This window comes from Paenibacillus sp. FSL M7-0656 (assembly GCF_038003225.1).
GTDB lineage: Bacteria > Bacillota > Bacilli > Paenibacillales > Paenibacillaceae > Paenibacillus > Paenibacillus amylolyticus.
Genome location: NZ_JBBOOT010000001.1, coordinates 2,046,604 through 2,061,274, shown reverse-complemented (window position 1 = coordinate 2,061,274; position 14,671 = coordinate 2,046,604). Strand labels below are relative to the sequence as shown.

Here is a 14,671-nt window from a genome sequence, read left to right as displayed (position 1 = left end):
GTGAAACGATGAATATAGGCTTAACCGGCGGGATCGCGACAGGCAAAAGCAGTGTTTCCGCCTATCTCGCCAGTAAGGGAGCGTTGCTCATCGATGCAGACGTTATTGCCCGGGAAGTTATGATGCCCGGGCATCCCGTGTTGGCCGCCGCTGTTAAGCGGTTTGGACAAGCCATACTGAACGAAGATGGAACACTGGATCGGAAAAAGCTTGGGAGTATTGTTTTTCAACAACCAGAGGAACGAAAGGCATTGGAGGCTATCACACATCCGGCGATCCGAAGAGAGATGAGCGAACGGGCTGCTGCATACGCGTTGCAACATCCGGATAAACTTGTGGTATCTGATATTCCTTTGCTCTACGAATCAGGTCTGGAGGACGGTTTCGAGGAAGTCATGGTTGTATATGTCCCGAGATCGGTGCAACGAGATCGCTTGATGAGTCGGGATGGAATGACTGCAGCACAGGCTGAGGCTCGAATGGATGTACAGATGGATATTGAGCGCAAAAAACAGCTGGCTGACATTGTCATCGATAACAGCGGCTTATGGCCTGAGACGGAACAGCAAATTGACTCATATCTACAGCGTAAGGGTTTGTTATGAGAATATTGCGTAAGAAACGTGTATTGCTGTTGATGTTTGTTTCCTTTGTACTGGTGTTATTTCTGAATACAAACTGGATGGCATGGTTCTATCCCATACATTATAAGGAAGAGATCCGTGCCCAATCTCAGAGCTATGAGGTTGATCCGTTTCTAATTGCTTCCATTATCAAGGTGGAGACCAATTTTAAGACAAGCAAGGAATCCAAACGAGGTGCCATTGGGCTCATGCAACTGATGCCGGACACGGCGAACTGGATACTGGAACAAGCCAAAATTCCCGACACTTCGCTGGAGGAATTAAAGCACGAGCCAGAACGAAATATTCAGTTAGGCACATGGTATCTGCGGAATCTGTCCGATCAATTCGATGGCAATGAAGCAGTTATGATCGCTGCCTATAATGCGGGTCCAGGCAAAGTGAACAGTTGGCTTAGAGATGGTGTATGGGATGGCTCGTTCGATACAGTGAAAGATATTCCGTTTGGTGAGACGCGTCACTATGTACAAAGAGTCATTTACTATTATAATCAGTATGTAAAGATCTATAATACGTTCTAAGTATATAAGTAGAAGCACAGAGCAGGCCGGTTGTTCACCGGCCGCTCCATGCTCCTCTGTGTAGCGTATTACGATGCAGATATTATTGGTATTGACCTGCCAATTGCTGTTCTGCAATTGTTACCAGACGCTTCGTGATGTATCCACCGATCGAACCGTTCTCGTAAGAAGTCATGTTACCTTGGTATCCGTCTTGTGGGATGCTGATTCCGAGTTCTTGAGCAACTTCATATTTCATTTGCTCGAGTGCTGCGGAAGCTTTAGTTACCACCAAGTTGTTGGAGTTACCATTGCTTTGTGCCATTGCTGTTCACCTCCTCGCGGGTTGGTAAAAGTATTATGTGTCGGCAATGCGTTTTTCATTACAAAATCAGTACAGGGAATATGTGGTAAAAAGTAAAACGTGGGAAGTGATCTGTTTTGAAGTGTCCTTATTGCGGTTATATGGGTACCAAAGTGCTTGATTCGCGTCCGGCCAACGAAGCAAAATCCATTCGTCGTCGCCGTGAGTGTGAGCAGTGTGCCCGAAGATTTACAACGTTTGAGATGATTGAGGAGACTCCACTGATCGTCATTAAGAAAGATGGCAGTCGTGAAGAGTTCAGCCGGGACAAAATTCTCCGCGGGCTTATTCGTGCCTGTGAGAAACGTCCAGTCTCCGTAGAGACCCTGGAGATGATGGTATCTGAAGTGGAGAAATCTCTGCGTAATACAGCCGATGCTGAAGTTGAGAGTCGCCAGATTGGTGAGCTGTTGATGGAACAGTTGTTTCCAGTCGATGAAGTGGCGTATGTCCGTTTTGCGTCGGTATACCGCCAGTTCAAAGATATCAATATGTTCATGAAAGAACTGAAATCCCTGTTGTCCAAAGACGATCTGGAGGATTAGTGAAGTGGGTAAAGGGAGAAGAGCAGTCTGGAGTTCCAGTCCGTGTGTACCAGAGAAATCGGTTGTTCTTCTCCAATCACTTTGGATCTTGAAAAAGTGATTGACAGCGAAAGCTGGATTTTATATGATATAGGAGTCGCCTGTGGAACGTAGCAGCGCTGGACAAGTTATCTATTTCATATCCTGGGGCCTTAGCTCAGCTGGGAGAGCGCATCGCTGGCAGCGATGAGGTCAGGGGTTCGATCCCCCTAGGCTCCATAATCAAGAACGCCATCACATTATTGTGATGGCGTTTTTTTGTGGTGAAATAAATCAGAACATGCATTAATTAATTAGAATTTTTGGACTTGGTGACGAGCCTGTTAACGAATATTCTAGATGCAAAAATCGAGGGTTTAAAGTCCTGACTGTGGAGTTGTCAAAAAAAGTACAGTTTGAAAACAAGGAGACCCTTCCGGCTGGATATTGTCCAACCGGAAGGGTCTGCATTTTTCTGTATACGCTTTCAGTTAGCCAGATATTCGACGAATCTTACAAAGATCGTGACTACTTCGGCGCGGGTGGCGGTGGCTTTGGGAGCAAAACGATTATCCGGCTTGCCTAATACAATGCCGACGTCCCGCAGCGCCTGAACGGCCTCCAATGCCCAGGAGCTGATCTCACTCTCGTCCGTGAAGGACTTAGCCTGGCTTTCAGGTATCTCATAGCCCTTGTACTTCATGTAGTTGTACAGTATCACCAGCATCTGCTCGCGCGTCATCGGTGAATTGGGGTCAAACAGGTCTGCGTTTGTACCGTTGACTATGCTTTTTTCGGCCGCCCACTCGGCTGCCGCGGTGTACCACTGTCCTTCTGTCACGTCGTTAAAGCGGGAACTCGTGTAGCTGGAGAGGTTTATATTTTCAAGATTGGCCAGTACCTGCACGAACATTGCACGTGTCATTGCGGTGCCGGGTGAGAACGTTGTGGACGTCGTGCCGTTGAAAAGATCGTATGTGTAGGCGAAATTTATATAGCTGTAGAACCAGTCGTCCATGTTGGCATCCCTGAAAGGATTGCCCGATATCACGAGGAAGCCCAGTGGGGTGGCGTCATCAAATGCCAGCTCCGTACCCTCACGGATGTTCAGCGACATGCCGTTATCTAAGCTAACTTTTGCGCCGCTCGGTCCTACCACAACCGCTCCGCCGCTCCGTATCTTCGATCCGCCGTGAATATCCACACGGTTGCCGTTGGGCAGGGTCACATGCGCGTCTTTGCCGCCTACTGTAACCGTACCGTCGCTCGCTATCGTCGATCCTCCCGAAATGGTCACTGTGCTGTTGTCGCCGGGTAGTATCACTTCGGCGCTCTTGTCTGCCGGAATGGTTAACTTACCGTTTGAGTCTATCGATGTGCCTTCGGGTACCTTAATCTTCGTCCCGCCTTTGGTCGCAATCTCGCCGCCACCGGGAAGGGTGGTGTTGCCGTTTTTGTCTGTGATCGCGGGTTTATCCTTCGGTGTATTCACTGTGTAGGTCGACTTCAACGTTCCAGCGTCTGTCCCGGTGCCCGTATTGTCGGTGTTGCCCGTATTACCGATGTTGCCGGTATTTCCGGTGTTGCCCGTATTGCCGCCAGAATCAGGCACAGTGGGAGTCGTCGTCTTCATCGGCGTCGTCGTCGCACTGATCTCCGCGCCGTCGCCCTTTGCATTCACCGCGATGATGGTGAAGTTGTAGCCTTGGCCGTTTGTCAGGTTCTTGAAGGTATATTTGGTCTCCGTCGCATCCAGTGTAATCGGCGTCCCGTTGCCATACCATACCTTGTAGCCCAAGATCGCACTGCCACCGTCGTCAGCAGGGGCGGTCCAGTTCAATGTGACCTGTCCGTCACCGGCTGTCGCCTTGAAGCCGCTCGGAGCACCTGGCACGACCGGTTTTCTCTGCGCGAACATCCAATCAAAGACGTCTGTGTAGTCATTGTTCCAAGCCGGCAAGTTAGAGGACTGCGCCGTGGGAGCTATGCTCCAATTCCCCATAGTTATCTGGTTGTAAAGAACCGCCGCTTCAACTTCGTGGGCTATGTAATCAGCCAGAACAGGTGTGTTGGCCGGATTAGGCCTCAGATTTGGCTGATCAAATTGATTGTAGGGCCACGTAAGGACCTCATTACTCTCAAAGCGCGAAGCCCTCGCGTTGATCATTTTCGGCATATTGTTATTTATGAAGTTATTGAGGTTAGTCTGGTAGCCTCCAGCATTATGAGCATTTAAAAACATCCAATAGGCCAGGTTGTTGTGAGCGTCGTTGTCCTTAGCATTCGGTGAACCGCTTACCGGGGCCATAGGTGCGGCGGCGGCGAAGAAGCCAGGGTGGCTGTTAACTAAGTTGTTTGTATACTGGCCGCCCCATGAGAAGCCCGCCGCGTAAACACGATTAGGGTCTACTTCGCCGCTGGCAATCAGGGCGTCTATGACCTTCTTAACATTCTCTGTTGAGGGAACAGATACGCCATTATAGGAAATATTCAGTACATGGCTGGCGTACTTGTCAGGATTTTTCTCCATTTTTTTCATTAGAGCGACCGAGCCGTTGGCGGATTTCATGGCCGCTTTTTGGTCTGTCGCAGCGTTTGTGCCGCCGCGTGACATGCCGTGAGTATAAACATACAGCGGCAATCCTTTGATCACTTTACCGTCTTCATCCTTGTGAAGGTAGAGCGAGCGATTGACCGAATTGTCCGTGAATGTTGTAAACTTGTCAAGGATCGGATTCACAACTTTTTCCTGTTCAAAAACCACGTTGCGAAGTGGACTCCCCTCTGTAAGTACGATCTCTCCGTTTGGGACGATGTTGTAAACCTGCTTTGTCGAGTTACTGCTGCCATCCAGCGTTGTTTTGCCGCCGCTCGCTGAATAAAACTCAGATTCAACTACGATGTAACGGCCGCTTGCCAGTCCGTCCTGATAATCCGGTGAATTGCTTACCGGCCCCAGATAGCCGCGTACCTTCGGTTCGTCATTAGCGTATACCCTTGTGATCTTGCGCGTTCCTTCAAAGGTCACCGCTTCGCCGTTCAGGGTTGTGTTCCTGGCTGACAAGGTAAACAAGCCCGGATTAAGCTCGGAGCCTAACGCTGCCTTCCCCTCGCCTAAGTCAATGATGACAGCCGTTGTGTACTCGCCACTGGCGAAGTTGTCATTCCATACGATAAAGGGAAGTATCCCCGCGTCCGGATCGTTTTTGAATGTTACGTGAATTGTATGGTCAGCCTCAATATTCGAAAAGGTATAAGTGCCAGCAGATAGAGTCACGGTCTCGCCGTCTACCGTTACGGTATCCACCATTTTGCCGGAATCGGGGGTAAACGTAAATTCTTTGTTAGAGTCCCGATCTACTCTCAGAACATCGCCGGGTGGGTTCGGCGTTATTCGGCCGCCCGGTCCCGCAGTGGCGGTGATTGAGAATCTGGTGTCCACTTCATTGGCTAAAGAGAGCTGCAGGCTGTCTGTAAAAGAAGCAGCGCTGGTGTAAGCCGCGTCCGGATCTCCGAAACTGGAAACGACTTCATAGCGGTCACCGCCCTTTTCTGTTGAGTTATTAATATAAACCTCAAAGGTAAGCTTGCCCTCCTCCAAGGTCAAGGTTCTTTTGGGTATTCTCATCTCCACGATATATCCTGTTTCCGTGATCTGGGTCCATGCAGCTCTGCCCGGAGCGGCCTGCCCTGAAAACACACCCGTCGCGCTAACGCGCCATTGGTTTGAGCCTCCGGTTCCGGTGCCGACATAAAACTCCAGGCTGTCGTACTGGTGATCTCCGCCAGCTCCCTGATATAGATTACTGTCATTCACAACTACTCTGGAATACAGGTAGTCATGGTCCCAAAGGATTCTGGCTGTGCCCGTGGCATGGGGTCTGGGATCGGCGGGCACAGTGCTTTTGTTGATGTGATGCTCCATGGTCTGGCCCCAGAGTGGGTCGTTTGACCCGAGTTCGGGAGTTCCAAAAATGGCGGTGGGTGTTTCATTCGCTTCTGCGTTCTCGATGTTGTCAGTGGCGGCGGCATAGCTGGTAGGCATTAATGACACCACCATTACCAAGCAACAGAGGAACGCGAGCATTCTGCTAAATCGTTTTGGCATAAATGAAAATCCTCCTTATTTTTCGATTCGGTGTGCCCATGGCTTACCGCATCGTATTCGGACACGTTGTCCATATGACAAGCGCCCAACTATATATATTATGTTTATCAGGCGTTCAATCCTTTAATTTACCTATAGAGTATATTAAGAATGAAAACGATTACTTCGAAGCATAGGGATAGTGTTGAAGTTTGCGGGAATTGCAATAAAAAATTCCACCTTATGAACAAGATACTACATTGAATTGGAAGTGTTGAAGACGTAATATGAGAAGAAATGTAAGCGCATTCTTTTTTTAAAAAAAGTATCTCTATTTCCTTGAGCGAGGTGGTCTGGTTTTATAGGTGAGAGATATGGGTTGTATGCTTCTGAAAATTAATCGAAGGGAAGAATGCTATGCGGAAGCAAATTACAATCCTAATGTTAGTTTTACTTATGACCTTCAGTAGCTGGTTTAATCTTGTTCTGCCATTTAGCAATCAAGCTTCAGCGGACACAATAACACCAACGATGTTGGCGCATTATCCATTGCTTGAGGATGTACAGGATATATCAGGTAATGAAAAGCATGGAACGGCCGTAGGAAACATTACGTACACCGATGGTCTCACTCTACCTGGGGGAACAGATAGTAATACGAACTACGTTCAGCTTCCTACTGGTATGTTTGATAATCAAGAAAATACAACGATATCTGTATGGATCAAGAGCAACACTGGAAGTGGGAACTACTCAGCATTATTCTACGGTACTCCAGCAGCTGGCAATAACTTGCCAACGAATTACTGGATGTTTAATCCATCGAATCCAAGTGGTGATTTTAAGTCAGTATTTACGAATAACAATAATGTTGACCAGCCTTGGACGACTGAGGTAGGGGTATCAGGCACTTCTACGTCACAGTACGAAGGTCAATGGGTTCACTATACGACGGTCATTACAGAACGCTATATTACAGGTTACATTAACGGTGTAAGTATAGGCACGACCGCCAAAGAGAAAACAACAGCAAGTTTTGGTACGGATTTGCATGCTTACATCGGTCGCTCCAATTATTTAGGGGATGCTACTTTTGCAGGCAGCTTTCAAGATTTAAGAATTTACGGAGAGGCACTAGATAATGAAGATATCGCTGTAGTATATGAACAATCGTTTAATGAAAAGCAAATACAACAAGGCAAAATAGAGTTAACGTTAGGTGATATATCGGCAGTTACAGAATCTCTTGAACTGCCTACTCAAGATAAGAATGGCGCAATGATCTCATGGACTTCTAGTGATGAGAGTGCGATTAGTGCAACCGGGGAAGTGTTCTTACGAGAAATGGAGCAACAAGTGACGTTAACTGCAACCATTTCTTTAGGTGGAAGCCAGGCAACGAAGGAGTTTATTGTTACCTTACTACCTAAGGATGACTCTATTGAGCAGATTGCCGTTAAGAATGTCTTGCTTAATGAACCTACATTTATTTTATCAGCGGGGGACAGCGAGATATTAGTAGCTACTATTTCACCTTCAAATGCAACAAATAAAAGAGTTATCTGGGCATCTAGTGACTCCAGTGTAGCGATTGTCAATTCAACGGGTAAAGTTACAGCTGTTAGTGAAGGTACAGTCACAATTACGGTACAGACTGAAGATGGAGAGTTTACAGCTACATCAGCCGTTACCGTTAAGGGAAAATCGCTAAAAGATGATCTTATTCTTCATTACAACATGAAGACGACTGAAGAAGTAGACGGTCAACTCGTACTGAAGGATGTTGCCAACAAGGCAGTTACATTTGACGGAATATTTAGAAATCCAAACAATGGACAATTCATTTCAAACAGTGAGGTTGGCTTTGTTTCCTTCAATGGTGGAAGCTCTACATCTAATAGTGGGCATGTTGAGATTCCTAAGGGCTCAAATGGACTAGATCTACTACACGGTCTGAATGAGATTACAGTATCTTCAATCGTGAACTGGACGAATGATGGGACGAATCGCTGGATCTTCGGTTTGGGTACTGTATTAACACCAGAAACGAACAAATATTTCTTCGTAACACCACGTCACGGTAGTGGATCAGGTAATATGATTGCCACAGGTATCTCTAAAAATGGCTGGCCGAACGAAGCATTAGTTACAGGTAGCGCAAACTCAAACCTTATCGGTGGGCAGTGGAAGCATGTAACGGTGTCCTTGTCCGAAGCTAGCAATAGGATAACGTTATTCGTGGATGGAGCTAAGGTTGCTTCGGGTAATGCAAAGGGACTAAAGCTGTCAGAAATTATTAATCCGGATGCTACTTTCTCTGGCTTTATCGGTAAATCAATCTTCTCAAACGATCCATACCTTCAAGGTAGCGTAGCTGATTTTCGAGTATATGATCGCGCGTTGACAGACCAAGAAGTAGGCGAGTTATATCAACAAGAAGGAGCAACTCACATCTCAAAAATACGTCAGCTGACTGTTGATGATGCAGCGAATCAACTCAACATCAGTCGTTACTTAGGTGAAGGCGATAAAAGCACCGATAAGATAACAAGAAACGTTACATTACCGACAAGCGGTAAAAACGGCGTGAGCATTACTTGGAGTTCCAGTCATCCTACTGTCATTTCTAACCATGGCACTGTACAACGTCCAGCTGTTCAAGCAGATAATGTTCAGGCAGAGCTTACGGCTACTTTAACGTATCAAGGCGTATCAACTACAGCTGTATTCCCTGTTACGATCTTGAAGCAATTCGATGATCAGCAGAAGGTTGATCTGGACGCTGAACAAATAGAGATCTACAATGCTGACAACGTTAAAGGTAACTTACGTCTTGTTGCTACAGGTGAACAAGGCTCCACAATTACATGGGTATCTAGCAGACCGGCAGTTATTAAAGGAACGGCTGAAGCGGCTGGTAACGCTACACAGCTAGGCTGGGTAAGCCGTCAAGCTACGGATACGCCCGTTACGCTAATAGCTACAATTACGAATGGTGCAGCTTCTAAACAGCTTACGTTTAACGTTACGATTAAACAAGCAATTGCGCCAGTGCAGCATGATGCTTACTTCTTTGCGTACTTTACAGGTGAATATGAGGGTGGTGAAGAGATATCCTTCGCTACAGCAGAAGATCCATTGTTCTGGAAAGGCTTGAATAACGGTAAGTCGATCCTTCAATCTGATATGGGTGAAAAAGGACTTCGAGATCCATTTGTTATTCGGTCACCAGAAGGGGATAAATTCTATATGCTGGCAACCGATTTGAAAATGGGCGAAAGTACAAATTTCGACCAAGCTCAAATTACGGGTAGTCATTACATGATGATTTGGGAGTCGGAGGATCTCGTTCATTGGAGCGAGCAACGTATGATCGAGGTTGCTCCTAAGACTGGAGGAAATACGTGGGCACCAGAAGCTATCTATGATCCAGTAACTGGAGAGTATATCGTATTTTGGGCATCATCGATGAAAAACACAGAGACATATGGTGATTATAACGGAAGACCTGCAGGTCAGTACAATGTGATGTACTACGCAACAACAAGAGACTTCTACAACTTCTCGGAGCCAAAGGTCATGATTGATGAGTCACTTCCGACAATTGATACAACGTTTATTGAGCATAATGATATGTTGTACCGATTCACCAAATCAGAAGTGAATACTAAAGTGTATGTGGAGAAAGCACCAACTTTTTACTATGACAAGGACGGTATTGCAGCAAACGGCCTTCAATACGACGCTGTTCCGGGTACACGTGATAATAAACTTGGCTTGATCGGAAATAATGGCAACAACGAAGGGCAAACGATTTTTAAAGATAATAATAAAGACAAATGGTATCTGTTCCTTGATTCATGGCCATATCATGTTCGATATACAACAGATCTGGATAGTAGCACACAATATATGAACAATGTATTAAGTAGTGATAAATATGCACTTCCGCCAGGACCACGACACGGAACCGTAATTCCAATCTCACGTGCAGAGTATGATGCTTTGCAAGAGAAGTATGCCTGGAAAGGTCCAGCACCATCAACAGACCCGGTTGTACATTACTCATTTGATGCAAATACAGTGAATGGTACAATGGTGAATGACATTTCTGGCAATGGTCATCACGCAACACTAGTAGGTGGAGCAACGATTAATGAAGAGGATCGTATTGGTAAAACGGGTGGTGCACTAGAGCTTAATGGATCAACAGGATATGTGAAGCTGCCAGATAACTTGATTCAATCCTTGAATCTTGAGAAGGCTACGTTCTCTACATGGGTTCAAATGGACAGAAATCAAGCAAGTCAAAGAATATTTGATTTTGCTTCCGACACAGGCAGACAGGTTAACCGCAACACCATGTACTTGAGCACACAAGGTGATACAGGTAGTCTAGAGTTCGCTGTCGTAACCCCTTTTACAGAGAAATTTAGCAATGACAGCACGCGACTGGGATCAGAATATAAATATGCGGTGAGAAATTCCGGGTTATTACCAACGAAGACTTGGCAGCATGTTGCAATTACAATGGATGAATTTGATGCCGTATTGTATGTGAATGGTCAAGAGGTTAAACGTAGCTCGACATTTAACGTTGAGCCGAGAATGTTACTGGAAACAACGATGAATTATATTGGTAAATCGAGAAACAGCTCTCATAGTTTATTTGATGGTAAATTGGATGATTTCCGTATTTATAATCGTGCATTATCCGTTGAAGAGATTGCAACATTAGCTGATGAAGACGTTACTCCTCCAGTAGAGCAGCCATCTGGGGCAGAGCTCATTCTTCACTACAATATGGATGATATTGATGGTGCAACGGTTATTGACCAAACAGGAAACTTCAATGGAAAATGGATGAATCCGTCTAAAGCAGAATGGATTCGTACACAAGATGCTGGTGTACTAAGCTTTACTGGTGGCACAACTAACTCTTATGTAGAACTGCCACAAGGAGTTCTCGATGGATTAACGGATATGACCGTTTCATCCATTGTGAACTGGAGCGGTAAAAACGCTGCCGAGTGGTTATATGCATTAGGAAGACCAAACAATAATACCCACTATACGTATTTCACACCACGTTATAACGCTAATGGTCTAGCTCGTTTAGGTATCGCGACGAATGCTTGGAATAATGAGTCTTCAACTTCTACCACGGGCTTAAAGAATAATGAATGGAAAGTAGTTACGACTGTTGTTTCAGGCACGGATGGTACACTAACGCTTTATATCGATGGTGTTGCTGTTGCATCAGGCTCAACGAATGGAATGACACTAGAACAAATAAAAAATACTTCAGGCAGTAGTGGAACCATCGGTAAGTCATTCTATACAGCTGATCCATACTTCGGAGGTATGATTGCAGACTTTCAAATCTATGATGGTGCTATGACTACGGCAGATATTACATCACTTAAGGCCCATTCAGATCAGAAGATTGCTAAAATGGAGGGCATGCTTGTATCGGCTGCGACAGAGAAATTAACGATTCATGATCTTCTTGCTGCTAATGCATCAAAAGATACGATTATAAGCAATGTAACATTGCCAACATCAGGTGCTTATGGCACGACAATAAGCTGGACTTCAGATAAGGGGAATGTCATCTCAACTACAGGTGCCGTAACCAGACCAGCTAACGCAACAGGTGATCAAGTAGTAACGTTAACAGCAGTATTTACAGATGGTACAGAGACAGTTAACAAAGCTTTTCAGTTGACGGTTAAGGCATTGCCAAACGATGTCACTTCTGTAGATGAAGCAAAAGTAGCGCTAGTCGTTCATAACATTAATGATGTAAGAGGTCATATATCATTACCAACATCTGGACTATATGGAACAACGATTACTTGGGCTTCTGTTCTACCAAACGTTGTTTCAGTTACTGGAGAAGTAAAACGTCCGGCACACGGTAGTGGAAATGTAGACGTGAAGCTTACAGCTACGATTACATTAAATTCAGCATCCACGACGAAGGAATTTATTGCGAAGGTGAAGGAACTGCCTGCTGATGAAAAATATGCGGGATACTTTTTCACATATTTCACTGGAGAAGGTACTGCAACAGGGGAGCAAGTTTACTTTGCACTAAGTAACGGTAATGATCCGTTGAACTGGCGAGAATTGAATAATGGTAAACCTGTATTGACCTCTACCTTAGGGGAGAAGGGGGTACGTGATCCGTTCATTATTCGTTCGCCTGAAGGTGATAAGTTCTACATGATCGCTACCGATCTGAAAATTAACGGCAATGGTAACTGGGGTAGAGCACAGACATGGGGCAGTCGTTCCATTATGGTTTGGGAATCGAATGATCTAGTCAATTGGACAGATCAACGCATGGTAGAGGTTGCACCGGAAGAAGCGGGTAATACATGGGCACCAGAAATTATGTACGACAAGACAACGGGTGAATATATCGTATTTTGGGCATCAAGAATGTTTGATGATGCATCTCATACAGGCGATGCTTATCAAAAAATGATGTATAGCAAGACAAGAGATTTCTATACGTTTACTGAACCGCAAGTATATTTGGATTATGGATATTCAATCATTGACACAACGATGATTGAGCATGAAGGAAAAGTGTATCGGTTTACGAAAGATGAGCAAAACAACGGAGATTCTGCTCCATTTGGCAAGATGATCTTCCAAGAGGTCGGTGACTCGATCTTAGATCCAACCTTCAAGATGATTAATCAAGGCGTTGGTAACATCAAATGGGTTGAGGGTCCAACGATCTTCAAATCGAATACCGATGAAAAATGGTATTTATTCGTAGATGAGTTTGGTGGAAGAGGTTATGTTCCATTCGAGACAACAAATCTTGCATCAGGTGTCTGGACATTATCTTCTAACTACAACTTACCAGCTAGTCCGCGTCACGGAACGGTAATTCCAATTACACAAAGTGAGTATGATGCACTCAACGGGAAGAACGTACCCGTTAGCGGAATTAGCTTGGACAAAACGACGTTGTCAATCGTAGAAGGTCAATCAGGGCAATTGACAGCTACGGTAACACCAGCTAATGCAACGAAAAAAGCAGTAACATGGAGCTCTAGCGATACAGCTGTAGCGACTGTAAGTGCGACAGGTCAAGTAACAGCGGTGGCACCAGGAACAGCAAGGATTACAGTAACTACAGTGGATGGTGGTTTATCATCTAGCGCTACGGTAACGGTAACACCATTGGTTGATGGAACACCACAAGCACCAAGCAGTGGTAATGGAAATGGTGGCGGTGACGGTAACATTCCTGCACCTACAGTACCACCAGCTCCAGGTGGAAATGAGCCAGTGGTCATGGACAACGGCCAAATAAACATTAAACCAGTTGTAAATGAGAGCGGTACTTCTGAAGTGAAGTTAAGTGCGGATACAATGAAGCGTGCGCTTGATCAAACGACAGGCGGTAAGCTACACATGCGAGTTGAAGCAGATGAGAGCTTGAACGGGCTAACGATGGAGCTCGCAGTAGATGCGCGCTTAACAAGTGGATCTTCTACGGTAGATCGCATCGAGATCAACATAGGCTCTGCAGTTGTAACAGTGGCAACCGAACTGCTTGGAACAGGAACAAGTGCAGGGAAAACGTTAGGATTGTCGATTAAGAAAATTGCAGCTAATCAACTGCCAGCTGGCGCACAAGCTCAGCTGAACGGTGAGGTCGTATACGATATTGAGCTAACGATTGATGGTAAGAAACTTACAGAGTTTGATGGCAGAGATGATCTCGTGATTGAATTGCCATACACACTAAAGGCTAACGAAAATCCAAACAACGTCGTTGTATACGATGTGAAGGACAACGGAGAGCTAAGAGTGGTGACGAATGGTAAATACAATGCAGCGACAGGAAAAGTAGAGTTCAAGCCAACGTATCTAAGCAAGTATACGGTAGCGTATGTTGCAACGAGCTTTAAGGATGTGAACCAAGACTGGGCGAAGGACGCGATCTCAGCATTGGGAGCAAGAGGCATTGTGAAGGGTGTAGGCGACGGTGGGTTTAATCCGAATGGTCAAGTGACAAGAGCAGAATTCATCACCATGCTGATGAATATGTTTGAGCTATCGGATGAGAGCGCAACGACAAGTTTTAGTGATGTGAAGCAAGGAGAATGGTACCATGGAAATATCGCAACCGCGCAGAAGCTGGGGATTGTGAACGGGAAACCAAATGGACGATTCGGAGTTCATGAGAACATTACACGAGAAGATATAGCGGTTATGGTATACAAGGCGATCCAAATTAAGCAACTAGCGTTAGCAAGTGGTGAAGCTGCAGCCTTCAAGGATGAAGCAAACATCGCAAGTTATGCGAAGCAAGCGGTAGAGGCAATACAGGGAGCAGGCATAATAAACGGTGTAGGTAACGATGAGTTTGCACCGAAGAAGAATGCTAGCCGTGCAGAAGCAGCAGTGATGATCTATAATTTGTTGGGTTTGATGTAGACACGTTAATTATAAGGCAGTTGCTATTGATTCACTCAGATAATAAA

General features: G+C 45.5%; 6 protein-coding genes and 1 tRNA gene. 5 read left to right on the top strand and 2 right to left on the bottom strand.

The genetic code is table 11. The features are described from left to right. Window positions 1–8 precede the first annotated feature (8 nt). On the top strand, window positions 9–605 hold the full coding sequence (gene coaE, locus MHI01_RS08865; protein WP_340982956.1) for a dephospho-CoA kinase: 597 nt from the start codon (window positions 9–11) through the stop codon (window positions 603–605). Further along, complete coding sequence (locus MHI01_RS08860; RefSeq protein ID WP_036609809.1) at window positions 602–1,165, top strand: lytic transglycosylase domain-containing protein; 564 nt, start codon at window positions 602–604, stop codon at window positions 1,163–1,165. The genes coaE and MHI01_RS08860 overlap by 4 nt, the downstream gene beginning before the upstream one ends. Before the next feature lie 82 nt (window positions 1,166–1,247). On the opposite strand, the gene MHI01_RS08855 is transcribed toward MHI01_RS08860, so the two are convergent. Then, complete coding sequence (locus MHI01_RS08855) at window positions 1,248–1,469, bottom strand: alpha/beta-type small acid-soluble spore protein (RefSeq protein WP_017689472.1); 222 nt, start codon at window positions 1,467–1,469, stop codon at window positions 1,248–1,250. 116 nt (window positions 1,470–1,585) lie between these two features. Between MHI01_RS08855 and nrdR the strand changes: the two genes are divergently transcribed. Further along, window positions 1,586–2,053, top strand: a complete 468-nt coding sequence (nrdR, locus tag MHI01_RS08850; protein WP_036609807.1) for a transcriptional regulator NrdR — start codon at window positions 1,586–1,588, stop codon at window positions 2,051–2,053. A gap of 185 nt (window positions 2,054–2,238) precedes the next feature. After that, window positions 2,239–2,311, top strand: a tRNA-Ala gene (locus tag MHI01_RS08845). Between the two features lie 247 nt (window positions 2,312–2,558). Here the strand turns inward: MHI01_RS08845 and MHI01_RS08840 are convergent. Continuing rightward, the gene (locus MHI01_RS08840; protein ID WP_340982955.1) at window positions 2,559–6,179 is read right to left on the bottom strand and encodes an S-layer homology domain-containing protein; all 3,621 of its coding nucleotides are present in this window, start codon (window positions 6,177–6,179) and stop codon (window positions 2,559–2,561) included. A gap of 420 nt (window positions 6,180–6,599) precedes the next feature. On the opposite strand from MHI01_RS08840, the gene MHI01_RS08835 reads away from it, so the two are divergent. Next, a complete protein-coding gene (locus MHI01_RS08835; protein ID WP_340982954.1) occupies window positions 6,600–14,624 on the top strand; it encodes an immunoglobulin-like domain-containing protein in 8,025 nt (2,674 codons plus the stop codon). Window positions 14,625–14,671: the final 47 nt, after the last annotated feature.

Bases quoted from the DNA above. Each gene is read 5' to 3' on its own strand.
- MHI01_RS08840 (WP_340982955.1), bottom strand. From the start codon at position 6,179: ATGCCAAAACGATTTAGCAGAATGCTCGCGTTCCTCTGTTGCTTGGTA.
- MHI01_RS08860 (WP_036609809.1), top strand. From the start codon at position 602: ATGAGAATATTGCGTAAGAAACGTGTATTGCTGTTGATGTTTGTTTCC.
- MHI01_RS08835 (WP_340982954.1), top strand. From the start codon at position 6,600: ATGTTAGTTTTACTTATGACCTTCAGTAGCTGGTTTAATCTTGTTCTG.
- coaE (WP_340982956.1), top strand. From the start codon at position 9: ATGAATATAGGCTTAACCGGCGGGATCGCGACAGGCAAAAGCAGTGTT.
- MHI01_RS08855 (WP_017689472.1), bottom strand. From the start codon at position 1,469: ATGGCACAAAGCAATGGTAACTCCAACAACTTGGTGGTAACTAAAGCT.